24 protein-coding genes and 1 pseudogene are annotated in these 26321 nt (G+C 45.3%); 8 read left to right on the top strand and 17 right to left on the bottom strand.

Annotated features, from left to right (window positions below; all coding sequences use genetic code 11):
- The first annotated feature begins 24 nt into the window (after positions 1-24).
- Positions 25-2817: a LysM peptidoglycan-binding domain-containing protein gene (locus MBO_RS01895; protein WP_052585232.1), complete on the top strand. Its 2793-nt coding sequence runs from the start codon at positions 25-27 to the stop codon at positions 2815-2817.
- A gap of 97 nt (positions 2818-2914) precedes the next feature.
- On the opposite strand, the gene MBO_RS01900 is transcribed toward MBO_RS01895, so the two are convergent.
- Positions 2915-3676, bottom strand: a complete 762-nt coding sequence (locus MBO_RS01900) for a Nif3-like dinuclear metal center hexameric protein (RefSeq protein ID WP_036362608.1) — start codon at positions 3674-3676, stop codon at positions 2915-2917.
- Positions 3677-3891: 215 nt separating this feature from the next.
- Here MBO_RS01900 and MBO_RS01905 point away from each other — a divergent pair, with 215 nt between their 5' ends.
- Positions 3892-5070 (top strand): S1C family serine protease, encoded by a 1179-nt coding sequence (locus MBO_RS01905; RefSeq protein WP_052585233.1) that lies wholly within the window; start codon positions 3892-3894, stop codon positions 5068-5070.
- Between the two features lie 50 nt (positions 5071-5120).
- On the opposite strand, the gene MBO_RS01910 is transcribed toward MBO_RS01905, so the two are convergent.
- Positions 5121-6374: an NRAMP family divalent metal transporter gene (locus MBO_RS01910; protein ID WP_036362613.1), complete on the bottom strand. Its 1254-nt coding sequence runs from the start codon at positions 6372-6374 to the stop codon at positions 5121-5123.
- A gap of 449 nt (positions 6375-6823) precedes the next feature.
- Between MBO_RS01910 and MBO_RS01915 the strand changes: the two genes are divergently transcribed.
- A complete protein-coding gene (locus tag MBO_RS01915) occupies positions 6824-7579 on the top strand; it encodes a MipA/OmpV family protein (protein ID WP_036362618.1) in 756 nt (251 codons plus the stop codon).
- Between the two features lie 40 nt (positions 7580-7619).
- Here the strand turns inward: MBO_RS01915 and yghU are convergent, their stop codons facing one another.
- From yghU to MBO_RS01955, 8 genes are all read right to left on the bottom strand, one after another.
- A complete protein-coding gene (gene yghU / locus MBO_RS01920; RefSeq protein ID WP_036362624.1) occupies positions 7620-8420 on the bottom strand; it encodes a glutathione-dependent disulfide-bond oxidoreductase in 801 nt (266 codons plus the stop codon).
- 81 nt (positions 8421-8501) lie between these two features.
- Positions 8502-8978 carry a hypothetical protein gene (locus MBO_RS01925; RefSeq protein WP_036362628.1) on the bottom strand — a complete coding sequence of 159 codons (477 nt, stop codon included), beginning with the start codon at positions 8976-8978 and terminating at the stop codon, positions 8502-8504.
- A 43-nt stretch (positions 8979-9021) separates the two neighbouring features.
- Entirely contained in the window at positions 9022-9558 is a 537-nt protein-coding gene (locus tag MBO_RS01930) for a hypothetical protein (RefSeq protein ID WP_036362634.1), read from the bottom strand.
- A gap of 104 nt (positions 9559-9662) precedes the next feature.
- Entirely contained in the window at positions 9663-11306 is a 1644-nt protein-coding gene (locus MBO_RS01935) for a dihydrolipoyllysine-residue acetyltransferase (protein ID WP_036362641.1), read from the bottom strand.
- 11 nt (positions 11307-11317) lie between these two features.
- Positions 11318-14143 (bottom strand): pyruvate dehydrogenase (acetyl-transferring), homodimeric type, encoded by a 2826-nt coding sequence (gene aceE / locus MBO_RS01940; protein WP_036362645.1) that lies wholly within the window; start codon positions 14141-14143, stop codon positions 11318-11320.
- A gap of 355 nt (positions 14144-14498) precedes the next feature.
- A complete protein-coding gene (gene bfr, locus MBO_RS01945; RefSeq protein ID WP_036362648.1) occupies positions 14499-14972 on the bottom strand; it encodes a bacterioferritin in 474 nt (157 codons plus the stop codon).
- A 42-nt stretch (positions 14973-15014) separates the two neighbouring features.
- Positions 15015-15509 (bottom strand): bacterioferritin, encoded by a 495-nt coding sequence (bfr, locus tag MBO_RS01950; RefSeq protein ID WP_036362653.1) that lies wholly within the window; start codon positions 15507-15509, stop codon positions 15015-15017.
- Positions 15510-15922: 413 nt separating this feature from the next.
- Complete coding sequence (locus tag MBO_RS01955) at positions 15923-16117, bottom strand: (2Fe-2S)-binding protein (protein WP_036362658.1); 195 nt, start codon at positions 16115-16117, stop codon at positions 15923-15925.
- A gap of 305 nt (positions 16118-16422) precedes the next feature.
- On the opposite strand from MBO_RS01955, the gene MBO_RS01960 reads away from it, so the two are divergent.
- Positions 16423-17835: an L-serine ammonia-lyase gene (locus MBO_RS01960; protein WP_036362661.1), complete on the top strand. Its 1413-nt coding sequence runs from the start codon at positions 16423-16425 to the stop codon at positions 17833-17835.
- A gap of 76 nt (positions 17836-17911) precedes the next feature.
- On the opposite strand, the gene MBO_RS01965 is transcribed toward MBO_RS01960, so the two are convergent.
- The 5 genes and pseudogenes from MBO_RS01965 to xthA all read right to left on the bottom strand — a co-directional run bounded on the left by MBO_RS01965 (position 17912) and on the right by xthA (position 22201).
- A complete protein-coding gene (locus MBO_RS01965) occupies positions 17912-18313 on the bottom strand; it encodes a DUF4377 domain-containing protein (RefSeq protein ID WP_036362665.1) in 402 nt (133 codons plus the stop codon).
- A gap of 186 nt (positions 18314-18499) precedes the next feature.
- A pseudogene (locus MBO_RS01970) lies at positions 18500-19412 on the bottom strand (malate:quinone oxidoreductase); the annotation flags it as partial.
- A gap of 235 nt (positions 19413-19647) precedes the next feature.
- Positions 19648-19830, bottom strand: a complete 183-nt coding sequence (locus MBO_RS01975) for an NF038104 family lipoprotein (protein ID WP_036362666.1) — start codon at positions 19828-19830, stop codon at positions 19648-19650.
- A 151-nt stretch (positions 19831-19981) separates the two neighbouring features.
- On the bottom strand, positions 19982-21196 hold the full coding sequence (argJ, locus tag MBO_RS01980) for a bifunctional glutamate N-acetyltransferase/amino-acid acetyltransferase ArgJ (protein WP_036362668.1): 1215 nt from the start codon (positions 21194-21196) through the stop codon (positions 19982-19984).
- Positions 21197-21385: 189 nt separating this feature from the next.
- On the bottom strand, positions 21386-22201 hold the full coding sequence (gene xthA, locus MBO_RS01985) for an exodeoxyribonuclease III (protein ID WP_036362670.1): 816 nt from the start codon (positions 22199-22201) through the stop codon (positions 21386-21388).
- A gap of 118 nt (positions 22202-22319) precedes the next feature.
- Here xthA and MBO_RS01990 point away from each other — a divergent pair, with 118 nt between their 5' ends.
- The 4 genes from MBO_RS01990 to MBO_RS02005 all read left to right on the top strand — a co-directional run bounded on the left by MBO_RS01990 (position 22320) and on the right by MBO_RS02005 (position 24326).
- Positions 22320-22763, top strand: coding sequence for a hotdog domain-containing protein (locus MBO_RS01990; protein WP_036362676.1), 444 nt, complete (start codon positions 22320-22322; stop codon positions 22761-22763).
- Positions 22764-22850: 87 nt separating this feature from the next.
- Entirely contained in the window at positions 22851-23222 is a 372-nt protein-coding gene (locus MBO_RS01995) for an ATP-binding cassette domain-containing protein (protein ID WP_036362680.1), read from the top strand.
- The gene (locus tag MBO_RS10275; RefSeq protein WP_160169650.1) at positions 23219-23437 is read left to right on the top strand and encodes an ATP-binding cassette domain-containing protein; all 219 of its coding nucleotides are present in this window, start codon (positions 23219-23221) and stop codon (positions 23435-23437) included. The genes MBO_RS01995 and MBO_RS10275 overlap by 4 nt, the downstream gene beginning before the upstream one ends.
- A 100-nt stretch (positions 23438-23537) precedes the next feature.
- On the top strand, positions 23538-24326 hold the full coding sequence (locus MBO_RS02005; RefSeq protein WP_036362685.1) for an ABC transporter permease: 789 nt from the start codon (positions 23538-23540) through the stop codon (positions 24324-24326).
- Between the two features lie 26 nt (positions 24327-24352).
- On the opposite strand, the gene MBO_RS02010 is transcribed toward MBO_RS02005, so the two are convergent.
- Complete coding sequence (locus MBO_RS02010; RefSeq protein WP_036362690.1) at positions 24353-25219, bottom strand: SDR family oxidoreductase; 867 nt, start codon at positions 25217-25219, stop codon at positions 24353-24355.
- A 117-nt stretch (positions 25220-25336) separates the two neighbouring features.
- A complete protein-coding gene (sohB, locus tag MBO_RS02015) occupies positions 25337-26302 on the bottom strand; it encodes a protease SohB (protein ID WP_036362694.1) in 966 nt (321 codons plus the stop codon).
- Positions 26303-26321: the final 19 nt, after the last annotated feature.

Below are 26321 nucleotides of genomic sequence, written 5' to 3' on the forward strand. Positions count from 1 at the left end.
TTTGGTAATTAAGGCTTATCCCATATGTCACATTCATTGTCTACCAACGACCATCCAGACTGCACAAAAAACCAAAAAAATTCACGCACAGTGGGGCTGATGAAGCCATTGACGCTTGCAGTGTCGGCTTATTTTTTGGCAGCATGTAGTAGTACAGGCACCAGCACTAGCACGCCAACCAACAATACTTCACGCACAACCGTAACGCCAACCACACAAAGCCAATCAAGTGGCTATAGCGGCGTGTTGGATGAAGCGATGCTTGATGAATTAGAAGATTTATTGCAAGCCACGGACATGAGCATGGTGCAAGGCGATGCTTTGACGGTTCAACGCTATGGTAACTTATGGGATCGTGTACGCCGTGGCTACAAGATGGGCGACACCTATAATGCTCGTATCGAAGCTCAAAAGTCATGGTTCTATAGCCGTCAAAGCTACCTTGATCGTCTGACTGCGCGTGCATCACGTTATCTGCACCATACAGTGACGGAAGCAGAGCGTCGTGGCATCCCAACTGAGCTTGCATTACTGCCAATCATCGAAAGTTCGTACGATCCATCTGCCACCTCTAATGCGGCGGCGGCAGGTCTGTGGCAGTTCATCCCAAGTACAGGTCGTATTTATGGTCTAAATCAAAGCTCAAGCTACGATGGTCGCCGTGATGTGATCGAGTCGACTCGTGCTGCCTATGATTTCTTGACCAGCCTTTATAATCAATTTGGCTCATGGGAGCTTGCCTTGGCGGCTTATAACGCAGGTCCTGGCAGGGTGTCTCGTGCTATTCGTGCTAACGAAGCGGCGGGCTTGCCAACTGATTATTGGTCATTGAATCTACCTACTGAGACGATGAACTATGTGCCACGCTTTATCGCGGTGTCGCAGATTGTCGCATCGCCATCTAGCTATGGCGTAAACTTGCCTGCCATTGCCAACCATTCGCATTTTAGGACTGTACCTGTGAACTATGGTATTAGCTTACAAGAAATCGCTAACATCACTGGCGTGCCTTTTGATGAATTGCGTCTACTTAACCCGGCGTTAACGAATTTTACGGTCGATAGTGCAGGCCCAAATCGTATCGTAATTCCTGATAGTCTAAATAGTGGTGTTGATGATCAGCTGTCTGCACTGACTGGCTTTGGCTATGGCGGTTCATATTCAGCCACAGCGCCTGCACAGACGACTCAGTACGTTCTACCAAATAAAGGCGCTGCTGTCAATTCAACATCACAGCAAGAGCTGATGCAGTCTAATACCTTGCCGACCACAATTGCGCAGGTGACTGCCAATAACACCATCGTTCAAGAGCCGCCATTGACTCAAGAAGAGCGTGACTTTATCGCTGCACAGATCCAAGCGACGACACCTGAAGCGGTACAAGCGGTAAACCCTAACGACGGCAATATTCAGCTAGACGCACTACAGACAGCTCAGTCTGTATTACAAGCACGTGGCCAGTCCAAGTCACTAAGCTACTCAGCACCTGCCACGACTGTCGCAGTTGCACCACAGCCACAACCTGTTGCATCTGAGCCTGTCATTGAGCCAAGTTATACACCGCCACCTGTGGCAGCTCCGCAGCAGCCACGTCCACAGACGAATGCCAATACATCTCGACCTGCAGAGCGTAAACCTGCAGAGCGTAAACCTGCAGCACGTCCTGAGAGTTATACCGTGCGCTCTGGTGATACATTGACAGGCATCGCTGCAGCGAATAATCTGACAGTAAATCAATTAGCAAGCTATAACAACATCAGTACGAACACCTATGTTCAACGTGGTCAGAAATTGTGGTTAGTACCAGGTAAGGTCAAACCATCACCTAAGCCTGCACAAACAGCCACCAATACAGCCACTAAGACTAATAACACTGCTAATAACACCAAGACAGCAACACACCGCGTACAGGCAGGTGAGAGCCTAACTTCTATCGCACGTAAACACGACATTAGCGTGCATCAGCTGGCTGAGCTAAACGGTCTGTCGCCAACTGATGGTCTATTGATTGGTCAGCAGATTAAGGTACCTGCCGCAAAAGTGACAAATGTCGCGCCTGCCGCCAATACAGCACCGAAGCCTGCCAGTCAGCGTGCAAGTGCTCAGACGGGTGCTTATACTGTTAAGCCAGGCGATACGCTAACAGGCATTGCTAATAGCTTGGGTGTGTCTAATGCGGACATCGCAGCGCTGAATAACTTCCAGCCAAATGCTGGCATGATTGCAGGTCAGGTCATCAAGGTGCCGGTATCAAATGCAACCGTTGCTCGTAAATTAAATAATCAACCGATCAAGTACACCGTCAAATCTGGCGATAGCCTGACATCGGTGGCATCACGTCACGGCATTACCATTAAGGAATTGGCGGATGCGAATGATCTAAATACCAATTCAAACTTACTATTAGGTACGACCATCACCATTCCTGCTGCAGGTTCTGCTAAGCCTGCTCGCAGACAAAGCGCAAACACTAAAGCGACGCCATCACAAGCTACGCCTGCAGGTAACACCATCGCCAATACTGAAAATTACACCGTTCAATCTGGTGAGCACTTAACAGGGTTGGCGACCAGATTTGGTGTGTCTGTCAATGATTTGGCGAAGACAAATAATCTTGCCACTAATGCTCAGTTGCGCCGCGGTCAAGTTATTAAGGTGCCAAAGCTTACCACAACCTATAAGGTAAAATCGGGCGATAATCTGATCTCGCTAGCACGTCGCTACGGCATCAGCACTGAAGAGCTTGCAAAGATGAATAATCTTGCGAATAACGCAAGTCTTCGCATCGGTCAGACGCTAACTGTACCGAACAAATAAACCAAACAAAAAAACCGCACATAGAGTGCGGTTTTTTTATTACTTAAATAAATGCTATATGCTAGAGCCTAAAGTCTTGTCTATTTACAGCCTAATATCATGCAGGATTGTCAATATCTACAAATACCACTTCCACGCCCATCTCCTTAGCGACGACCTCGCCAAGCGCACGAATGCCATCGCGTTCGGTGGCATGATGCCCTGCGGCAAAATAATCTATGCCTAGCTCACGCGCACTATGTGTCGTGCGCTCGGAGATCTCCCCTGAGATGAACGCGTCGCAGCCCATCTTGGCGGCTTGTTCGATCATGTCCTGAGCGCCGCCTGTACATAGTGCGATCTTGGCAAGGTGGGATTTACCACTTGCGATATGTAGTGGGGTGCGACCCAGTTTGGCAGTGATTTTATCAGCAAAATCAGCAGGAGTAATCGGCTCGCATGTAGCGATGTTGCCAATCGGATGCTTCTCATGGGGATATAATGCGCCAGTTACCTCAAGGTCAAGCGCCTTGGCAAGTAGGGCATTATTACCGATAATAGGATGGGCGTCCAAGGGTAAATGATATGCGATGAGCGATATCCCATGCTGCATCAATGTGCGCACACGACGACCTTTCATGCCAACCAAAGGCGCGGGTTCACCTTTCCAAAAATAACCATGATGCACCAAAATCGCTTGTGCATCTTCACGGATGGCTTCATCAATGAGTGCTTGACAGGCGGTCGTTCCAGTGATGACCTTGGTGATGGGGGTTTCGGCATCGACTTGTAGTCCGTTGGGGCAGTAGTCGTTAAATTCATCCGCGCCTAGGTATTCATCACAAAAGGCACTCAGAGCGGTAGCGGTAATGGCGGTCATAATAATTCTACAATAATAAAATAAATTATTTTAACGATTTTTTGTTTATTGTGCAAATGTTGGGTGTTTGTGGTGATTTATAAAATTGCAGCCTCACTCAGTGATTAATCGTATAATTGAGTAATAATTTTATTTAAATTCACTTTATCTTCGCAAAATTATCCCAATATTTATCCATTATAATACCGAAGATTTAATTTGAATAAGGATACTGAATGAACCATCCGCAGCATTCACCACGTCGTGAGAAGGGCGCAAGTATTTGGCTGATTTTGCCATGGCTGATCGCATTAGTGTTGGCAGCTGTTTTATATTGGGCCTTTTTTATGCGTACGCCCCAGCAGGCGATAGCACAGCCGACACATGAGAATCAAGCTTGGACACCCGTAACGGCTGAACCTACCCAAATCTCCAACGCAGCACCCGCCATCAGCTCATATAAAGATGCGGTAAATCGTGCCGCTAAGTCAGTGGTTAATATCTATACAACTCAGACCGTTCGCCATCCTTATATGAATGATCCGGCGTTTAGGGAGTTTTTTGAGCAGTATTATGGTGCTCAGATGCAGCAGGGCGCAAGCTTGGGTTCGGGGGTGATTGTCTCACAGGATGGCTACATCGTCACCAATGCGCATGTCGTCAATCAGGCTGATGACATCATCGTCGCGCTAAACGACGGGCGCAAGACGCGCGCGAAAGTCATTGGCAGTGATGCAGACAGTGATCTGGCCGTGATTAAAGTAGAGCTTGATGATCTAGAACCGCTGGCTTTTCGCAGTTTGCCCATCAGTGTTGGCGATGTGGCACTTGCTATTGGCAATCCTTTTGGTGTTGGTCAGACAGTTACTCAAGGCATCATCTCAGCGACAGGGCGTACAGGACTTGGTATTAGTAGCTTTGAGGATTTTATTCAGACGGATGCAGCGATTAATCCTGGTAATTCAGGCGGAGCGCTCGTTGATTCTGAAGGCGCGCTTGTTGGGATTAATACGGTTATTTATTCGCGTTCTGGTGGGTCGATGGGCATTGGCTTTGCTATTCCAACAAGCATTATTGAGCAGGTCATGAACGCGCTCATCACCAATGGCAAAGTCAGCCGTGGTTGGCTTGGTGTTGGCATTGCCCAGAATCAAGCCAATCCGATCAGCCTAGAATCAAGCCAAGGCGTCTTGGTGACGCAAGTCTGGGAAGGTGCGCCTGCTTATGCTGCAGGACTACAGGCGGGCGATATTATCGTGGAGCTAGATGGCGTTGCGATCAAGGATGCCAATACTCTATCAGGTGTGGTGTCTCGGCACACACCAAATACCACACTAACAGCAAAAATCATTCGTGATGCAGAGCTAATGACGCTTCAAATCACACTTGGAGAACGCCCAAATCTAGACAGATAATCCAAATAATAAACCTGCCACATGAGCAGGTTTATTATTTGTAAAATCAATCAACCAATGATCTTAAAAGACTGCAATAAGAACAGCAGGGTGAATGCTAACAAGAATGCGATACCTGTGATGGCGTACCATTTCATGACCGGTGTTAGTTTGTTTTCGGTTTTGATGAGTGAGTAGTTTAGGTAACCAAAGATAGGCGCGGTAACAAAAGCGCTGATCATGGCGAATTTTAATAATGCGGCCAATTGACCCATAAAGAAGGCAATCAATACATAACCTGCAATCGCGGTGAATGTCGTCCATAGTTTGACATACTTTTCAGACAATAGGGTGTCGCCTGATTTAATCAGTGATAGGCTCTCTGCGTTGGTACGTCCATAACCGTCGATACACGTGATCACCGTGCCAAACATGCACAAAAATGCAATGAAGGTAACAAGCAATCTTGACCATTCGCCGATGGTCTGCGTGTACATCTCGATCAGCTGACCAACATAGGCGCCGCCTTGCATGGCAATCTCTTCGCCTGAGCCATATTGTACGAATACGCCAAGCGCCAAGAAAAATAGCGCCAAAATCGCAGATGTCATATAGCCTACATTAAAGTCAACCATGCCTTGATAGCGGCTGGTGTGATCGGTACGGATTTTCTTGGATGTCCAAACCGATGTGATCGCTGAGAATTCTAGTGGCGCAGGCATCCAGCCCATGAGTGCGATGATAAAGCCAAGCGTTGCCAGATTCCAAGGTGACGCCTCAATAGAATCAGGCTGCATCACAGGAGGCTTGCCCACGGCAACCGCGACTGCGGCGATGGTTGCGACAGTCAGGGCCATGATGATCCACTTGGTGATGTTGTCAAGTACTTTATAGTGACCAGCCACCAACAGCACCCACGACGCAATCATAACCCCCGCCGCAAGTGGTAATGTGCCAAGCTCGAACGGCAATAAATGACCTAAAATCACAGCACACAGCAGGGCGACCGCACCCGTACTGATGATGCCCGACATGATGCACAGAATAAAGAAAATCCACAAGTAAGCACGTGATTTTTTGGCGTAGCCGACAACTAGGCTGTCGCCTGTACTGTAGGCATATTCGGTACCAAAGCGATAAAATGGGTACTTAAATACGTTCGCCAAAATAATCATGATGGCAAGCTGCCAACCATAAAGCGCACCAGCTTGCGTTGATGAAATCAGATGCGAACCACCGATTGCTGCTGACGCCATTAGAATGCCAGGTCCGAACGCACGCCAGTTTAGCGTTTTGCTTGTGCCTATTTGGGATAAATCTCTCATAATCCACCAAATTCCAAAAAATAAAAACAACATGCTAAAACAAAAGCGCAAGAAATACCATCAATTAAATCATGAATTATTGTAATGCCAAATCAGACTAATGGTTTTTAATGAGCAATATAAATCAAGCATGGCGAATATGGATCGTAAGATTGGCGGGTTTATTAATAAAATGAACAGTACAAACTAAGATAAAAATGATTTAACTAAAGGTCGATAAAAGCTTCTATAGCTATTTTTATTATTTAACATAATATACATTATGCGAAGTATAACTAATCGGTTCTGGTAATTTTTGGACATTCGTAATTTTAAATGAATCGCCTGTAAGATCCATTGGTTTGCACGGTTTTTAATATCAGATTTACCCATTTACCAAAAACTACACATCATTTATAGATTTGTTTTATAATAGCTTTGATTTCATTTACTTTATTTGGGAATTAATCATGAAAAAATTCGCCGCGTCAGCTTTTGTTTTGGCTTTTGTAAGCCTTACTGCCCACGCCCAAAGCCTGCCTGTCGATCCAGATGCGCGGCTTAGTCTTGGTGTGAATGTCGGCTACATCGCCAGCGCTTATAAGACTGACAAGACAGTTGGCTTTGCCCCACAAGGTTTTTATGACAATAACCGCTGGTACATTGAAGGCGGAGAATTGGGCTTTTATCCTTATAAAGACAGCAAGCATCATGCGCGCATCGGCGTTGGCTACGATGGGCGTAGCTTTGATCCAGATGATGCTGATGATGAAATTAAAGGCTTGGATGAGCGTAAAGCCTCCATCCTTGCACATGCCAGCTACATGCACATCACGCCAATTGGTGGATTCAAGGCTAAAGTTGCTACCGATGTTGGCGGTCGTCATGATGGTACGGCTGTGACCTTGTCGCACGTTAGCCGCTTTAATGTCGATAAATTCACCATTTATCCATCATTTGGCGCGACATGGCGCGACAAGAACTACAACAACTACTACTATGGCGTGACTGAGCGTGAAAGCGCACGCACTGGCGTACAGGCTTACCAAGCGGATGATGGCATCAGCCCATTCATCTCTGCGATGGTCAATTATGACATGAACGACAATATCGCCCTATTTGCCAATCAGCGCTTTGTATGGCTGTCATCAGCCCAAAAAGACAGCCCAATGACTGAAGGTAGTGTCGAGAGTACAACTCGTCTTGGCGTGAATTATAAGTTCTGATATACCACAAAAATCCGCTCAATGTTGAGCGGATTTTTGTTCAATTAATTGGCTGTAGGGTTAGTTTTTCGGCCTGTTGGACGGCATCACGAGCAGCGATGCGTTTTGCCCATTTTTGGACATTTGGATAATTGTCCACATCCAAGAAAGTCGCCGCATCATAACTGTCCGTCACGTACAATTTACCTAATACCAACCAGCCATACCAAGGATAAATCGCCATATCTGCAACGCTGTACTCGTCAGCTGCGATGTAATCATGATTCGCCAAGTGTTGATTTAGCACATCAAGCTGACGCTTGGTTTCCATTGTGTAGCGGTTGATGGCGTATTCGATTGGTTCTGGCGCATAAGCATAAAAATGCCCAAACCCACCGCCCACAAAAGGCGCAGAACTCATCTGCCACATGAGCCAAGATAATACTTCAGCATTCTTGGCGGCATCTTTTGGTAAAAACTGGTCGTATTTTTGGGCAAGGTATAACAAGATCGCCCCGCTTTCAAAAACACTTACAGAATCATCGCCAGTATGATCGACAAGCGCAGGAATCTTTGAGTTTGGATTGATTTCAACGAAGTCTGAACCAAACTGATCGCCCGTCATGATATCAATCTTATAAGCATCAAAATCAAGCAAACCTTGAGCCTTTAATTCCTCTAGAATGATGTTTACCTTAACGCCATTTGGGGTGTTTAGGCTGTATAGCTGATACGGCTTATCGCCGCTTGGTAATGTCTGTTCATGTCGTGCGCCGGCGGTTGGTCGGTTCGTGCCGCCAAATTTACCGCCCATATTAATGGCATTAATACCCCAAACTTTTGGGGGTATGTAGGTTGTCATGACAACTCCTAAGATTGATATATTGATGAATTTATCGTAATTACCATATAATTATATATTAATTACTTTGTGTAGCTTGATTTATTTTAAACGCTTGCAAACACCGCCATAGCCATCTTCAAAATAAAAACGTTGCGTGTCTTTATCATCGAATGCCACATAATGCCAATCGTTTTCTTGAAAGCCCTCAACAATGTATTCTTGATATTCGGCGGTTTTGCTGTCATCTACTCTAACGAGCCCACCTGGCAAGAAGTAATACTGCTCATAATAATCCAAGCTGTTCAAGCCATCCATATGTAGCTTATCACCCTCTAGGCGCCAGTTGTAATGTGTCTCGATAAATTCTAATGTGGGGCTAGATGGGCCTTGATATATTATCTCATTATATTCATCGGCCGTGCCATCAGCATGGTAACGTATCAGACGTTTGTTCTTTTCGCCTTGATAATCGGTCTGGCATAACCAATCACCAACCACATCGGCACGTGTAAAGCTCATCGCATGACTTGGCAGTGCCAAAGCCATCAAGATGGCACTTATTAATAATACTCTCACTGATACTCCTTGTTCGTATGTGTCATCATCGTTCATGGGTGAATTAAAGTACGCGCTTGCAATAACCCTGTTCTACAGGCAAAAAATCTTCCTCTACAGATGTGTAGATATAGGTGTTCTTGTCAATAAATTTAATCTTTGATGACAGATCGTCAACCATAGATTTCTCTAATTCGGCGCGATTGATAACGGTGTTAAATATCATAAAACCATATTTTGATATGCCTGTACTTTCTTCGTCATAGTTTGGCATGTCCACTTCATAATAACTGATAACAGCATCATAAAAGCTCATGACATCACCATCGAGCGCCCACTTAGAGATGAGTTTTGTCTTGTTGATTTGATGATATTCAGACGCCTCATCATCAAAATACATCACGGAGTTTTCGCTATGTGTTCCATCCGCTCGATTCTCAATGACGGATTCGGCACGAAACTGCAATTCTGGATCATGATCATAACATTGCCATTTGCCGATTAAGTCATCCTTAGTAAAGGGAATGTCTGCAAAAGCTATATTGCTGATGCAAGTCGAAGTAATAACAGCTAACGTCAATGATTTGAAAAATAACTTCATGCACAAATCCAAGCAAAAAATTTAGTATAGCCAAACAATGCCTATTTTACAATCATCCATACACAAAAAAGGCGGTATGATACCACCTTTTTTGTTTGTTTTTATTAAAGTAAGATTTTACGCGGGTCAGCCAACAGCTTAGCAATATAGCGAGTGAACACCGCCGCATCCGCTCCGTTAATCGTACGGTGGTCGTACGATAGAGACAACGGTAGCATGAGACGTGGCTCAAACTCTTTGCCGTTCCAGCGTGGCTGATAAGTAGATTCAGAGATCCCCAAAATCGCCACTTGCGGATGGTTGACAAGTGGTGTGAAATAAGTACCGCCCATGTTGCCTTGGCTTGAAATGGTGAATGACGCACCTTGCAATTCTTTGGCGGACAGTTTCTTATCACGGGCTTTTTTGGCAAGCTCACCAATTTCAATGGCAAGCTGGCGAATGCCTTTGGCTTGGGCATCACGAATCACAGGCACAATCAAGCCATCATCAGTCGCCACTGCAATACCCATGTTCACCGATTTACGGATAATCATTTGGGTGTTGTCGTCTGAGACATGGCTGTTGAATTTAGGGTGCTGGGTCAGAGCATACGCCACCGCCTTAACGATAAACGCCAAAATGGTCAAGCCTACGCCTTGAGCCTTGAACTCGGCTTTTAGCTCGTTACGCATGGCTTCGGTATCGGTAATGTCCGCCAAATCAAACTGCGTAACCTGTGGCAAAAGCGTGTTTAGGTTAAGCTGTGGGATAGAGACTTTTTGTAGGCGCGTTAGATCAACCGTCTCAATCTCACCCCAGATTTCTTTATTGCTCATGTCAGGCAGTGGTGGCAAGCTGATCGCTGAACCGCTTGCAGCAGGTGCTGCTTTTGATGAAGCTTGCGCACCCGTCATCACCGACTTGACATAGCCGAATAGGTCTTCTTTTAGGATGCGACCGTGGGCAGCTGTACCTTTGACGGTGCTGATGTCCACGCCCAGTTCACGCGCAAGCTTACGTACCGCAGGCCCTGCGTGAGCGTCTTTGGCTCGTGCGTTAACTTCTACTTCTGGCAGTTTGGCGCTGCTTGATGATACAGGTTTTGGCGACTCATCTTGAGCAGATGCTTTTGGCGCTTCTTGTTTTGGTGTATCTTTTGGCGCAGCTTCTGCTTTGGATGCTGGCGCCGCCCCTTCTGCCTTGATGACAACAAAGGCTTGACCATTAGATACACTATCACCAGCATTGACTAAGATCGACTCGACCACACCACTGACAGGTGCTGGCACTTCAACCGATGCTTTGTCAGATTCTACCAACAGCAGTGGCTGATTCTCTTCTACTTGATCGCCAACGCTCACCATAATCTCAGCGATCTCAGCACTATCAACACCTAGATCAGGTAGATTATGGGTCTGGCTACCACCAGCAGGTGCAGACTGAACTGATTCGGCAGGCTTAGCCTCTTCTTGAGCAGGGGCTGGTGCTTCTGATGTCTTCGCTGATTCGTCATTTGGGCTTTCAGAAGCTGCCGCGCCATCCGAAGCTTCAACGCTAAGTAAGACGCTGCCTTCGCTAACGCTGTCGCCAACATTAATGGCAATGCTGGTTACCTTGCCAGAGACAGGCGACGGTACTTCTACCGACGCTTTGTCTGATTCTACTAGGATAATGTTGTCATTTTCGTTGATGATGTCGCCAACTTTAACCAAAATTTCGGCGACTTCAGCACTATCTACACCCAAATCAGGGGCTTTAATTTCCATTGATCGTCTCCTTATTTAGGTTCTGCGATATTGTTGTCATTTAGGATCGGTGCATCTGCCTTATCTTCGGCACGCCCTTCGCTGCTGATGGCGTCATCAGAATCTTCCACAAAATCTGGAACTGGCGTTGGGTTTTCGTTCACGGCAGCGGCAGGCGCATCCGGGAAATAATCATAATGCGGCTGTGGCTGCCATGCAGGTGCTTGATCCACATCGATCTCAAAGCTATTGATTGCATCTTGAACCAAACGAACATCGATCTCGCCTTCGTCAGCCAACTTCTTCAGTGTCGCCACGACAATGTGTTCAGCATTAACATGGAAGAAGTTGCGCAGCTGCTCACGGCTGTCAGAACGACCAAAGCCATCCGTGCCCAAAGTGGTGTATGGGCGACTGTCAGGTAGCCAGCCACGGATTTGCTCTGAGTAGTTACGCATGTAGTCAGTTGCCGCAACCACGATGCCTTGATGCGAAGCAAGCTGTGAAGTTACCCATGGGGTCTTAGCTTCTTGGGTTGGGTGCAGACGATTGTAGTCGTCGCATGCCATGCCATCACGAGTCAGCTCGTTGAAGCTGGTGACACTCCACACGTTTGCCTTGATGCCAAAGTCGTCATTTAGGATGCGAGCTGCTTTTTGAACTTCGCGTAGGATAACACCAGAGCCCAGAAGCTGAACTTGGCTTGAGCCATTGTCTTCTAGCAGGTACATACCGCGTTTGATGCCTTCTTCGACACCTTGTGGCATGGCTTCGTGCTCGTAGTTCTCATTCATCAGTGTGATGTAGTAGTATACGCGCTCACCTTCGCCATACATGCGTTTTAGACCGTCATGCATGATAACGGCAAGCTCATAGCCGAAGCAAGGATCATATGTAACACAGTTAGGTACGGTGCCAAATAGAATGTGGCTGTGACCATCTTGATGTTGTAGGCCTTCACCGTTTAGCGTGGTACGTCCTGCAGTCGCCCCGAACAAGAAGCCTTGTGCTTGCATGTCGCCAGCCGCCCAAGCTAGGTCGCCCACGCGCTGGAAACCGAACATTGAGTAGTAGATGTACATCGGAATCATCGGCAAGGCGTTGGTTGAGTAGCTGGTTGCAAGGCTAATCCAAGAACTCATCGCGCCTGCTTCGTTGATGCCCTCTTCTAGCATGTGACCATCTTTGGCTTCTTTATAACCCATCAGTGCTTCAGCGTCTTCGGCGACGTAGTTTTGACCGACTGATGAATAGATACCAAGCTGGCGGAACATGCCTTCTAGACCGAACGTACGTGCTTCATCTGGTACGATAGGCACGACATATTTGTTCAGTGCTTTGTCTTTTAATAGTGCTGACAATAGACGCACGAATACCATTGTGGTCGATTGTTTTTTGCCTTTTGAGCCTTGCAGTACTTGATCAAAGATAGACAGCTCTGGGATTTGTAATGGTGTGTGACCACTACGACGTGCCGGCAAGTGTCCGCCCAATGCTTGACGACGACCCATTAGGTATTTGTATTCTGCTGAATCTTCTGATGGACGATAAAATGGCAGCGTCTTAAGATCTTCATCGGTAAATGGCAGATCAAAGCGATCGCGGAAGTATTTTAGACCACTTTCGTCAAGTTTTTTGATTTGGTGGGCTTTGTTAACCGCTTGGATTTGGTTTGATAGACCATAGCCTTTGACGGTTTTTACTAGAATAACCGTTGGCTGACCTTTGGTTTTCATAGCTTCAGCATAAGCAGCATAGACTTTTTTCGGGTCGTGACCGCCACGGTTGAGACGCTGAATCTCATCATCAGACAGATCTTTTACCAGTTCTTCAAGCTCTGGGTATTTACCGAAGAATTCTTTGCGGATAAATGCACCATCACGCGCTTCGTACAGCTGATAATCACCATCAACCACTTCTTCCATGCGGTGTTTTAGTACGCCCGTGGTGTCTTTAGCAAGTAGCGGATCCCAATGATCACCCCAGATCACCTTGATCACTCGCCAGCCTGCGCCGCGGAATACAGATTCTAGTTCTTGGATGATTTTGCCGTTACCGCGCACAGGACCGTCTAGACGTTGCAAGTTACAGTTGATGACCCAGATTAGGTTGTCAAGCTTCTCACGACCTGCCATTGAGATTGCGCCCAAGCTTTCAGGTTCGTCCGTCTCGCCGTCGCCTAAGAATGCCCATACTTTGCGGTCTTCGTCTTTGATGAGGCTGCGGTGCGTCAGGTATTTTTGTGCGCGTGCTTGGTAGATGGACATCAATGGACCTAGGCCCATCGATACTGTTGGGAATTGCCAATAGTCAGGCATCAAATATGGATGTGGATAGCTTGATAGACCTTTACCACCCACTTCGCGGCGGAAGTTTTTGAGTTGGTCTTCGCTCAAGCGACCTTCTAGGAATGAACGCGCATACATGCCTGGTGCGCCGTGACCTTGATAATAGATCATGTCGCCGCCAAAGTTCTCATCAGGTGCACGCCAAAAATGGTTAAAACCTGTCTCATACAGTGTCGCAGATGATGCGAAAGTCGCCAGGTGACCACCCAGCTCATCATCATTTTGGTTAGCACGCATCACCATCGCAAGCGCGTTATAACGAATCAATGCGCGCAGCTTACGCTCCATGTGAAGGTCGCCAGGATAGTTCGGCTCGTCTTCAGCAGGAATGGTATTGATATAAGCAGTGTCTAATCGGTTGAACGGCAAGCCTTCTTGTACCGCCATGTTGTATAGTGCTTTTAGTAGAAATTGAGCGCGTTCTTTATCAGCGTTTTTGATAACCGAGGCGAATGCGTCAAGCCACTCTTGGGTTTCGACATGGTCGGCATCTTTATAATAAGTGGTCATAAAGGTATCCTAATAAAAATTTAGCCAAATATTGGCGGTGAATTTAAAATGTGCAATCGTCGTCGCGTTGCCAGTCAAGTAAATTACACGTCTTTTATGGCAAAATGATGAAACTATTAATAGCACACTTTAAAGATCATTTGTATTATAAAGGCTTTTTTCAAAAAAGTTTATCGTTTTTAGAAAATGAAAAAATTATCAACATTTTTTTAAAAAATACTTATTTTAAATCAATTCATTATGGCATATTTTTATATTATAAATAAGAATTATAATTATTTATAGTCATTTTATTGCCATTAAAAGAACCGACAAACCCATATATATGGTCTGTCGGTCATAGATCATTCCCAAATCAATCTTCAGTGGATTGGATTTGGATGTAATTTTGAATGCCGATGTCTTCGATTTTCTCTTGTTGAGTCTCAAGCCAATCTTCGTATTCTTCGTTACCGTCTTTTAGTCTGATCAACAGCTCACGAGAAACGAAATCGCGTTTTTCGGTGCATACGCCGATGGCATCAACAAGCACGTCATGCTTACGTTTCTCTAGACGTAAATCACATGCCAAAATCTCTTCTACGTTCTCGCCGATGAGCAACTTGCCAAGCTCTTGCAAGTTCGGCAGACCTTCTAATAGTAGGATGCGTTCAATAAGCTCATCAGACCATTTCATCTCTTGGATGGACTGCTTATAAAATACGTCGTTTAGCTCTTCAACGCCCCAATTCTTCACAATGCGTGCATGCAAGAAATACTGGTTAATCGCGATGAGCGACTGACCCAGCACGCTGTTAAGTGCGCGGATGACTTCTTTATCACCTTTCATGGTTACTCTCCTAACAAATACCCAAATTAAACAATCTGCAAATTAGTGTGCAGCGCCAACCGTGTCCGGTTTAGCAGTCTGGCTTTGTAGGTAGTTTTGAAGACCCATAAGCTCGATTAGGCGAAGCTGTTTTTCTAGCCAGTGCGCGTGATCTTGTTCGGTATCTTCTAGTTGGCGCACCAACATATCACGAGTGACATAGTCGCGCTCAGCTTCACAGATGGCGATACCTTCTTTTAGATGCTCTTGAACGGTGTATTCTAAGTTGAGATCAGACTGTAGCATGGCAGGCACGTCAGCACCAATGTTAATCTTGCCCACTTGCATGTTAGGTGTGCCGCCTAGCATGATGATGCGATTGATGATAAGACGTGCATGCAGTGTCTCATCTTCCATCTCGTGATAGATGCGATCGTGCAGCTTGCCAAGTTCCCATTCCGCATACATTTGAGAATGGATGAAATACTGATCGCGCGCGCCTAATTCGCCAGCCAATAAAAAGTTTAGATAATCAATGACTTTTTGAGAAGATTTCATCTGTTGCTCCTGTTTGTGTTAAAAATACAAGATGATGGATATAGCTACCCATCAAGTTGAGTACATATTAACATAAATACGACAAATATCACCCTAATAATTGTATAACAAATGAACTGATAACGGAATGCAATCTGCGAATGGCTCTCACATTGAAAACGTATTTAACTGAAGTTTTGACATAAATTTAAGATAAAATCATTCTCAAATAGACATTATAAGTATTTGATTTTACTAATATAAATAAAAGAATAACAACTCACAATAGCAAGCTGTTATCATTTAAGGATAATTTTATTTTATTGATTTAATAATGATTATCGATTATTAGGATTAATCAATAGGAATGATGGTCACGTGGATGCGTCCTGCGCTACTTATAGAAATATTATCGTAACATATTTAACTTTCAATTAACCTGCCATGGCATTAATCACAGGAAAGGCGGCTTGATGTTCGTCGATTAGGTCTTGCACCATAGGCACACAACAGCCGCAGCAAGTACCAACTTGCAATGCATCTTGAAGACCTTGTAGGGTATTAATACCTTGAGTCATGGCGGTGTTGATTTGAGTGTCTTTTACATCGTGGCAGATACATACGTACATGATGGTCTCCTGTGATGGGCGGTGAGACTTAGCCGCCCTTCCCCATGTTGAATGATAAAAATCAAAGTCCGTGATTGATTTGATGAATACTATAACAGGAACAATTCTTGTTTTCAACAGTTTTAAGAATTTTTCTTATTTAATAAAGAAAACAAATAACAATCGCATTAATGATAAATAAAACAAAACATTCCTGACTATTTTAGTCGGAAATAGACGAATATATCAGTATGTAAACAGATTTATTTTATGGCATAATATCGCTGATAATTTGTCTATACCTAAAATCTTAAAAAGGAATTCGCATGATTAGTGTTTTTGATTTATTTAAAATTGGCATAGGCCCTTCAAGCTCGCACACGGTCGGACCTATGGTGGCGGCGAACCGATTTCTACAATTGCTTGGTGACGATGTGCATTTGGTCAATAGCATACGGTTGGATCTGTATGGTTCACTGTCCGCCACGGGCAAGGGACATGCCACAGATACCGCAGCGATGTTAGGATTATTAGGTCATCAGCCGCGCACCATGGACACTACGAAGACGGATGATTATTTAGCGCCCATCATGAATGATGGTGTCTTGCTGCTGGGCGGTGTCAGGCAAATATCGTTTAACTATGACAGTGACATCGTCTGGTATGATGAAGTCACCCTGCCCCATCATCCTAACGGCATGAGCATTAGTGCTTTTTTGGATGATGATAAAATTATCTCGCAGACTTATTACTCTATCGGCGGCGGCTTCGTCGTGGATAAGGATGAGATCATGGCTGATGAGCCCATAGATGAAGACATTAATTTTCCTTATCCTTTTGAAATGGCGTCAGAGCTGTCCGCCATCTGCGAAGCCAAATCTCTAAACATTGCCGAGCTCATGATGCTAAATGAATCAGTAATTCGCCCAGAAGAAGAGATTAAAGACTATCTAACCGAGATATGGGAGGTCATGCAGGCGTGTGTAACCCAAGGCTGTCAAAAAGATGGCATCTTACCCGGTGGGCTTAATGTCAAACGACGCGCCAAGGGTCTATATGATCAATTATCTAAAGAATATGGTCGCTCTTCTGATGGTGGCCTTTTGGCGATGGACTGGGTGGATCTGTATGCCTTGGCGGTCAATGAAGAAAACGCTGCGGGCGGTAAGGTCGTCACAGCGCCGACCAATGGTGCCGCAGGAATCATTCCTGCTGTACTGCACTACTATCGTGGTTTTATCCCGTCGTTCAGCTATCAAGGCGTGCGTGAGTTCTTGTTGGTGGCAGGTGCGATAGGCGCGCTCATCAAACAAAACGCTTCAATCTCAGGTGCAGAAGTCGGCTGTCAAGGCGAAGTTGGTTCTGCCTGTGCCATGGCGGCGGCTGGCTTGGCTCATGTGATGGGCGGGTCAGTTGCGCAGTGCTTGAACGCTGCTGAGATTGGGCTTGAGCATAACTTAGGTCTTACCTGCGACCCGATAGCAGGATTGGTGCAGGTGCCTTGCATCGAGCGCAACGCCATGGCATCGGTTAAGGCGATCAATGCGGCGCGTCTTGCACTTCGAGGCGATGGCTCGCATCATGTGTCACTAGATAAAGCCATACTGACCATGAAGGAGACTGGTCGCGACATGATGGATAAATACAAAGAAACCGCGCGCGGTGGTCTGGCCGTCTATGCTGATAGTCGCATTCCTACTGCCAGCATTGGCATTAATGTGGGCTTTAGTCAATGCTAAAATGTCGATAATACTAATATTTCACCCAAACAAAAAGATCTCTAATTGTAGAGATCTTTTTATGAAAGACAAGCGATTAGTTGGTAATTTCTGGTGTTTTAGAGATTAGCTTGTTCAGTGTCCATACAGGTTTTACATTATCGCCTTCGGTAACGCTTGTTTGCTTAACATCTAGCACATAACGGAAACCTTCTTCGTATTCAAAACCTTCGATTCCACCGCTTAGTACGTTAAAGTTACGATCGATGGTGCGACGATATTGTAGACATTCGCCAGCAACTTTAGTACCAGTTGTGCTGGTTAGTTCGCACACAGCTTTACGTGGTGCGATCTCTACTTGGAAGCTTGGGATTTTAATGATTTTAACTTCCTTGGTCTGACCTTCTAAAGTCATAACACGCGTATCATTTAGGTTGTTTGATGCACAGCCTGTCAGGGCAATAGCAGCAGCGGTCAATGCGATGGCAAATTTTTTCATGATTAATCTCCTTGATTGTGATTTATTGATAAAAATTAATATCAATATAAAGTAGAAAATCTTAATCTTAACTTTGTGTTAATTTAAGCAAAATACTTGCTGATTTCATAATAGCACGCTAATATTGCTATTATGTAACAGATTAACGGTAACATTGTATAATAAATAGGTAATGCACAAATTAGCTGGGAATGCTTTTGCCAATAGATCAAGCATCATATAAGGCGAGGTAGATGCGCTAAGAGATGTGCCAAGCAATGCGGTCACAGAGGCATCTTGTGAGACGAATGGCTCGGTAACGAACTGTAGTTTGGTTTTTTCACCTGGGGCAGTTTTGATGATCTGAACACGCTGACCGCCTTGGGCTTTTGTCCAATCTTCCCATTTGGCTTCTGGGTAGTATTTTTGAAGTTCGGCAAGTTTTTGATTGTCAGACAATGGTACTTGGCTAACTAGGTATTTCACCAAGTCCAAATTCTCAAGGCCTGTAGTTGCCATCGAGATGGTGTTGTCTTTGGTGGCTGATGCCATTAGGTCGGTTTGTGAGCCATTTTTTAGGAACTTATTAGAGTAAGTTGCGAATGGACCAAACAAGACATATTTTTTACCATCAATGTAGCGTGTGTCGATGTGCGGTACGCTCATCGGAGGCGCCCAGCTCGGCACGGCCATAGACTTTGGCAGTACGTGCGTTCACAACTTCGGGGTTGTCGGTCATCAAGAATAGACCACCCACAGGAAAGCCTGCGTAGTATTTGCTCTCAGGTAGATCTGTCATCTGTAGTAGCTTGATGACAGCACTGCCAGCACCGATGGACACATGACGTGTCTTGGTGTGAGTAGTTGTACCGTCTTTTAGGTTCTTAACGCTGATCGTCCACGTGTTATCATCATTACGGCTAATGCCTGTAACTTCTGAATGTGTAGACAGCTTGAAGTTTTGGTTCTTGTTTAGATGGTCGACAAGCTGAGTTGTAATCGCGCCGTAGTTCACGTCAGTACCAATGTCCATGCGCGTGGCAGCTATTTTTTTGTGCTTCATCACGACCTTGGTGATCGGTGGCGCCCATTGACCGATAACTAATTTGTCTTCTTTAAATGCAATTGCCAACAAGATTGCAATCGTAATCAATATTTTTTTATAAAAAATCCAAAGGCGAAATCGCGTTATGTTGTGAAACAAAAAAAGATTTGGGTTGCATTAATTGGTCATAAACCAATTGAAGTAAGCCAAATCCATGCTAAAAATGTGCTATTCTATATGAAATAACCCAAAAAAAATTAATTTTAAAACTTTATATCATTTTAAATTAGCAAAAAATTAACAATTAAATTTAATCATCGTCCTTTTTGCTGTCACCTGGCACGACCGCTTTGACGACTTTGGTGGTGCCTTTAACCACACCTTTGGTCGTTTTGTAGGCGACTTTTATGGGTAAGGTGACAACTTTATGGACGCAGCCTTGTAGGATAAAGGCAGATAGAGCGATGGTTAGTAGGATAGAAATATTTCTCATGATACATCTCAAATGATGGAAAATTGGCGGCATTTTAGTGGTTTGTGATGATTTTTACAAACAGTTTTTAAATTAACTGAGTGACTGCATACAGTTTGGGGCAGTTTTCACCACCCCAATGAAACAATCATGACAATAGGAACTAAAAGATTTAGCTGCGATAATCAGCATTGATACTGACATACTCATGCGACAAATCACAAGTATAAACCGTATCGGTAAAATTACCCTGCCCCAAATCAATGCTGACGGTTATCTCGGGGCGACTCATGACCACTTTTCCCTGCTCTTCGGTATAACCGTCCGCCAGTCCGCCGCGCTGACAAATGGCAATCTCGTCTAGCGACACGCTTACATGGCTTTGGTCAAATGGCACGCCTGCATGACCCACCGCCGCCAAAATCCGCCCCCAGTTCGGGTCGGACGCGAAAAATGCCGTCTTGACAAGGGGTGAGTGAGCCACCGCATAAGCGACTTTGGCACAGTCGTCCGTGGTTTTACCGCCTGTTACCTTGACCGTGATAAATTTAGTCGCCCCTTCACCATCTCGTACGATGAGCTGGGCGATTTTTAACATCACATCTTTAATGGCTTGGTAAATGGCTTGATAATGGGCATGGTTTTCACTGTCTATCAAGTCCCCCACCTTGCCTGTGGCGATGAGTGTACAGCAGTCATTGGTAGATGTATCACCGTCAATGGTAATGCGGTTGAAGGATTGATTGGTCAAATCCACCAAGATTTTCTGTAACAGCTCTGGGCTGATATGAGCGTCTGTCGCCACAAACCCAAGCATGGTCGCCATGTTCGGACGTATCATCCCTGCCCCTTTGCTGATACCCGTTACCGTGTAAGTCATGCCGTCTATCGTGGTCTGCACGCTATGTCCTTTGGGGGTGGTGTCGGTCGTCATGATACTGTGGGCAGAGTTTAGCCAGTTATCGGCTGTCAAATCCGCCAACGCCTTATCCAGCCCTGCAATAATCCGCTCGCTCGGCAAAGTCTCGCCTATCACGCCCGTAGAATACGGTAGCACTTCGCACGCATTCACGCCTGTTTTGTTCGCCAACGCCTGACAAGTCGCCAACGCCCTATCTATGCCGTCCTGCCCTGTGCCTGCATTGGCGTTGCCTGTATTGATAAGTAAATAGCGTGGCGTGTGCGTTTGGATATGTTTACGCACCAATTGCACAGGGGCTGCCACAAAGTAGTTTTGCGTGGCAACGACCGCCACGCTCGCCCCGTCCTCTATCTCAAATACCGTCAAATCACGGCGGTTTGCATAGCGGACACCGGCTTCACAAATGCCGATTTTTACACCATCAATGGGCAATAATCGCACAAGACTGACATTACCGACTGGCATGGGCTTCTCCTTAGATTTTTAAAATAAATAACAATGAATTGTACCAAAGGCTTTCGCATTTTGCGAATGGCAAATTTATGTTTTTGGAGCTATCTGATTTGTGGTCTAAATTTCACCTAGGTAAATATAGGAACATAAATAAAAAGCGACATACAGCCGCTTTTTTTGTGTGTTTGTATTAAAACGACTTTATAAACCGAACTTCGCCCAAATTGGCGCATGGTCAGACGGCTTTTCAAGTCCGCGAATGTCATAACTGATGCCAGCATCCACGCAGTCTGTGATAAGCCCGTCAGTGCACAGGATATGATCAATGCGCAGACCACGCTTTGGCATGTCTTCAAAGCCCTTTGAGCGATAATCAAACCAGCTAAATTGATCGGCATTATCTGGGTTGAATTTACGATAAGTGTCGTGCAGATTGCGACTCATTAGATCACTGTACCATTCGCGCTCTTCTGGTAGGAATGAGCAGGTACCATTTCTAAGCCAGCGCTTAGCATTCGCATCGCCAATACCCACATCATTATCATGCGGAGAGATGTTCATGTCGCCCATGACGATCAGCTCGCGTCCTTGTCCTTTTAGCTCATCGATATAAGTATTCAAATCCGCATAAAAAGCGCGCTTCATCGGGAATTTCGTCTCGTGGCTGCGATTCTCACCTTGGGGAAAATAGCCATTAATTACATCAATCTCACGCCCACCAATGTCAAAGCGTGCATGAATCAGGCGTCTTTGCGCATCTGGATCGCCAAATGGGAAGCCTTTTTGGACGAAGATCGGCGCATTTTTGGATAATATCGCCACGCCGTAATGTGCTTTTTGTCCAAAAAATTCCACATGATAGCCCAAGCTTTGCACATCTGCCAAGGGGAATGCTTTGTCATGCACTTTGGTCTCTTGTAGGCCGATGATGTCAGCGCCCAGCATATCACGCACGGCGATTAGCTGATGAGGTCTGGCGCGAAGTCCGTTAATATTAAAACTTACAAAAGTGGTCATGTTTGGCTCTTTATTGCTTCTTAAATCATGGCATATTGTAACAAATTTTAGTGAAAAAATTTTAAAAATTTATCAAAGTCAGTGTACAATAATTTCAAATTCTAGCAAGGAAACATGAATGAGCGCACCGATTTTTCATGCCAATTATAAGGTTTATATCAACCACACGGATGCAGGTGGTATTGTCTATCATGCCAATCATTTGACCTTTTTTGAAAATTGTCGCAGGGATTGGCTCACATCACTTGGCTTTGACGGCTATTTTTTTGACACAGAGGGTATGGCAACTGGGATGGATGGGCATGATGGCAAGGTGCATTTTGTGGTGAGTCGTGCTGATTTGACGTATAAATTACCGCTGTTAGTTGATGATGTGCTAGTCGTGACTGTCACCGAAGTTATCAAAAAGTCTGCAAGCCTTATTCTAACTCAGCACATCTATCGCAGTGATGATGATTTTAAAAATGGCAAAATCGCAACCATTGGCGTGATTACCCTTGCCTGCGTGATGAACAGTGAGAACGGCATTCGTCCGCATCGCCTGCCTACGGCATTTCGCTGATCACAGTCTGTCTACTTAGTGTTAATCAGCTGTCCTATCATGCCGCTGATTGCACGCTGTTAGATGAGGTGACTTTTGATTTAAATTTTGGTCAAAAAATTTGCCCTAGTCGGTCGCTCTGGCTCTGGTAAATCGGTGTTATTGCAAGCCCTATCCGATTTATTACCTTTGAATGATGCCATTACCAATAGGATTATGTTAAATAAAAATGGGAAATTAACTCCCCTCAGCCAAATCTCCTCGCCCGATTACCGTTCTGCCGTTGCTCTATTTCATCAAACGCCTAGCCTATCGGACGGCACGGTGCTTGATAATCTAACCGCTCCATTTGGTTTTAAATACCACCAAAACAAGACCTTTGATAAAGATTGGCATTTACAAAAACTTACCATACTTGGCAAACATGACAATTTTATCAATCAATCCATGAGCTGTCAGGGGGTGAACGCCAAATCGTGAGCTTTTTGCGGACGTTGCAATTTAATCCAACGATTGCCCTATTTGATGAGACCACGTCCGCCCTTGATGATAAAACGGCAAATTTGCTCATTAGGCTCGTGCTAGATTGGCATGATGACCATAAAGCCTTGATTTGGGTTACGCACACACCAAGCGAACAACAAGCGTTGGGGGCAAATTTGTGGCGTATGGAGAATGGGGTGTTGGCGATGTAAATTGGCAATAACAAGATTATTAAACGTAGATTTGGGCGAATGTGATTCGCCCAAATCTACACACCATAAAATATTAATTTAAATCAATAACTTATTCATTATGGCAATCACACTTACCCTGACCGACATCGCCCTAGCCAGCACCCTACTGCTTATCACGATAGGCGTGTCGGCATACCTGCGACTTGGCTTAGTCGGCACGCTCATCATGGCAGGGGTACGGACGGTCGTGCAGTTGTCTATGATTGGGCTGATTTTGGCGTGGGTGTTCGCTCGGGAGAGTGAGTGGCAGGTGCTTGCGATTTTGACCGTGATGACACTAATTGCCAGCGTCTCGGCAAAAGGTCGGGTCAAACGCCCCTACAAGGGCTTACTGTCTGATAGTATCACCTCGCTGTCGGTTGCCACAGGTGTGGTTACGCTGATTGCCATGACGCTCATTTTAAAGGTGTCGCCTTGGTACCACCCCCAGTACATCATACCGATTTTGGGGCTGATTTTGGGCAATTCTTTGACCGCCATATCCTTGACCACCAACGAACTTGTGAACGCCATGCACGACAAGCAAGCCCTTATCAAATCTCACCTATCGCTGTCGGCTACCCCCTTTGAAGCGGTGCATGGGCTGGTCAAATCGGCGGTGCTAAATGGCTTGACCCCAACCGTCAATTCCATGCTCGTGGTCGGACTGGTGAGCCTGCCAGGGATGATGACAGGGCAAATACTGGCAGGGGCTGAACCCACGCAGGCGGTACGCTATCAGATTGTTACCATGTTTTTTATCTGTGCAGGCAGTACGCTGTCGTGTACACTGTCGGCGGTGCTGGTGGTTCGGCGGTTTTTTGATGAACGTGGGCGGTTTGTGTTGAATACAAAAACAGCTCCATGATAGAAGCTGTTTTAATTTAAGCAAGATTACAAAAACTTCGTAATCAGTCGCAGTGGCAAATACTTCATGCCTAGCCCAATCGGTAGCCACGGCCACGCAGGGACATAGGCTTCATCGACTTTGGCTTCAATGGCTTTGACGATCACGTCCGCTCCTTCGTCTTCTTCGACTTCAAAAGGCAGGTATTTTGCCCCGATATTTAGGTCGGTACGCACATAGCCAGGGTAGATGGTGGACACCGTAATCGGTAGTTTTTCGCTAATGGTGTCGGCTCGTATCCCCTCGGCAAGAGCTGCCAAACCTGCCTTAGCGGCGGCGTAAGTGGTCAAATGACGTGGCAGACCACGCACTGCAGACATGCTAGATATGACCACCAAATGACCGCTGTTTTGACGGCGGAAAATCTGCATGGCGGATTCACATTGAGCAAGGGCGGAGATAAAGTTCGTCTCGGCAGTCGCACGATTAATGGCAAACCGCCCATGCCCAATGACACGGCTGTCGCCCACGCCTGCGTTTACGATGATTTTATCAAGTATGCCGCCATCATTTTCGATGTCTTTGACAAATTCTTCAAACACGTTAAAAATATCATCATAGACTGTTACATCAAGTGTGCGCACATAGACCTTGATGCCAAATTCTTTTTCAAGCTCGGCTTTTAAGGCTTCTAGTCGGTCAAGGCGTCTGGCACAAATCGCCAAATCATAACCCAAAAAGGCAAATTTACGAGCCATCATTGCCCCAAGCCCCGAGCTTGCCCCTGTAATCAGTACGGTTTTGCCTTGACCGATACCACGAATATCATTCAAATCTTTAATTTTATTAAACTTATTAGCAATCACTCGCCCGAATTTATCGGCTTTGGCAAATACTTCTTCTAATTTTTTCATAATAAATCCAAAAAATAATGAAATAAAAATAGCGAATCAAATAAGCTCGCTATTTTAACGTATTTTTAATAAAATTCCCAATAGTTTAATGTGTACAATCAATCACATACACAGCGCTTATGGACGGTTTAGCTTACTGATTAGCTTGGCTGCTGATTCACCCGCACCATCTATCAAGGCATCAATTGATGAGCTCATTTGTTCGGTCAATCCCAACTTTTCTGCCAATGTAGGCTTACTTCGTAATTGTAATGCATATACATTGTGATTATCCATAAGATTAAGGACATAGGCATCAGAAGTACCCACTTCATCCACAAGGTTCAACGCAAGTGCATCTTCACCGAACCAAAATTCACCTGTAGCGATCTTATCGACATCAAGGCTTGGACGATGTTTTTTGACGAATGCTTTAAATAACTCGTGGATTCGGTTGATTTCCTCTTGATATTTGGCGCGATCTTCGTCAGTGTTCTCGCCAAATACTGTCACGGTACGTTTATACTCGCCTGCTGTGAACATCTCATAGCCGATATTGTGTTTTTTCATCAGTTCATGAAAATTGGGTAGCTGGCTTACCACACCTACCGAGCCGATGATGCCAAAGTCAGAGACAATGATTTTATCTGCGACACAGGCCATCATGTAGCCACCGCTGGCTGCGATTTTATCCACGCATACTGTCAAGCTTAACCCTGCTGATTTGATGCGATCAAGCTGTGCTGCCGCCAGACCATAAGCATTGACCTGACCGCCGCCACTTTCTAGGCGCAGAACCACTTCATCGCCTGATTTGGCTGTTGTGATGATGGTGCTAATCTCTTCGCGCAGATGCGCAACCGCGCTTGCTTTGATGTCGCCATCAAAATCTATCACGTAAATGGTCTTGGCATCATCTGCGATATCAGATTGATCTGTGCCTTTTTTGCTTGATTTGGCCAATTTGCACAGCTTAGAGAAGCATGACTGCTTGTCTTTTTTGGCTTCTTGGGTTGCCTCGAATTGCTTTTGGCGTTTTTGCTTGACTTTGTTTAGGTGAATGATTTGTAATTCAACGGGTTTTTTTGATGAATGAAATAGCATAAATTTTCCTGTGATTTAT

It is taken from the genome of Moraxella bovoculi 237 (assembly GCF_000696305.2).
GTDB lineage: Bacteria > Pseudomonadota > Gammaproteobacteria > Pseudomonadales > Moraxellaceae > Moraxella > Moraxella bovoculi.

Excerpts from the sequence above, each read along its gene's own strand:
- MBO_RS01895 (WP_052585232.1), top strand. The coding sequence starts at position 25 with ATGTCACATTCATTGTCTACCAACGACCATCCAGACTGCACAAAAAAC.
- MBO_RS01900 (WP_036362608.1), bottom strand. The coding sequence starts at position 3,676 with ATGACCGCCATTACCGCTACCGCTCTGAGTGCCTTTTGTGATGAATAC.
- MBO_RS01905 (WP_052585233.1), top strand. The coding sequence starts at position 3,892 with ATGAACCATCCGCAGCATTCACCACGTCGTGAGAAGGGCGCAAGTATT.
- MBO_RS01910 (WP_036362613.1), bottom strand. The coding sequence starts at position 6,374 with ATGAGAGATTTATCCCAAATAGGCACAAGCAAAACGCTAAACTGGCGT.
- MBO_RS01915 (WP_036362618.1), top strand. The coding sequence starts at position 6,824 with ATGAAAAAATTCGCCGCGTCAGCTTTTGTTTTGGCTTTTGTAAGCCTT.
- yghU (WP_036362624.1), bottom strand. The coding sequence starts at position 8,420 with ATGACAACCTACATACCCCCAAAAGTTTGGGGTATTAATGCCATTAAT.
- MBO_RS01930 (WP_036362634.1), bottom strand. The coding sequence starts at position 9,558 with ATGAAGTTATTTTTCAAATCATTGACGTTAGCTGTTATTACTTCGACT.
- MBO_RS01935 (WP_036362641.1), bottom strand. The coding sequence starts at position 11,306 with ATGGAAATTAAAGCCCCTGATTTGGGTGTAGATAGTGCTGAAGTCGCC.
- aceE (WP_036362645.1), bottom strand. The coding sequence starts at position 14,143 with ATGACCACTTATTATAAAGATGCCGACCATGTCGAAACCCAAGAGTGG.
- bfr (WP_036362648.1), bottom strand. The coding sequence starts at position 14,972 with ATGAAAGGTGATAAAGAAGTCATCCGCGCACTTAACAGCGTGCTGGGT.
- bfr (WP_036362653.1), bottom strand. The coding sequence starts at position 15,509 with ATGAAATCTTCTCAAAAAGTCATTGATTATCTAAACTTTTTATTGGCT.
- MBO_RS01955 (WP_036362658.1), bottom strand. The coding sequence starts at position 16,117 with ATGTACGTATGTATCTGCCACGATGTAAAAGACACTCAAATCAACACC.
- MBO_RS01960 (WP_036362661.1), top strand. The coding sequence starts at position 16,423 with ATGATTAGTGTTTTTGATTTATTTAAAATTGGCATAGGCCCTTCAAGC.
- MBO_RS01965 (WP_036362665.1), bottom strand. The coding sequence starts at position 18,313 with ATGAAAAAATTTGCCATCGCATTGACCGCTGCTGCTATTGCCCTGACA.
- MBO_RS01975 (WP_036362666.1), bottom strand. The coding sequence starts at position 19,830 with ATGAGAAATATTTCTATCCTACTAACCATCGCTCTATCTGCCTTTATC.
- argJ (WP_036362668.1), bottom strand. The coding sequence starts at position 21,196 with ATGCCAGTCGGTAATGTCAGTCTTGTGCGATTATTGCCCATTGATGGT.
- xthA (WP_036362670.1), bottom strand. The coding sequence starts at position 22,201 with ATGACCACTTTTGTAAGTTTTAATATTAACGGACTTCGCGCCAGACCT.
- MBO_RS01990 (WP_036362676.1), top strand. The coding sequence starts at position 22,320 with ATGAGCGCACCGATTTTTCATGCCAATTATAAGGTTTATATCAACCAC.
- MBO_RS02005 (WP_036362685.1), top strand. The coding sequence starts at position 23,538 with ATGGCAATCACACTTACCCTGACCGACATCGCCCTAGCCAGCACCCTA.
- MBO_RS02010 (WP_036362690.1), bottom strand. The coding sequence starts at position 25,219 with ATGAAAAAATTAGAAGAAGTATTTGCCAAAGCCGATAAATTCGGGCGA.
- sohB (WP_036362694.1), bottom strand. The coding sequence starts at position 26,302 with ATGCTATTTCATTCATCAAAAAAACCCGTTGAATTACAAATCATTCAC.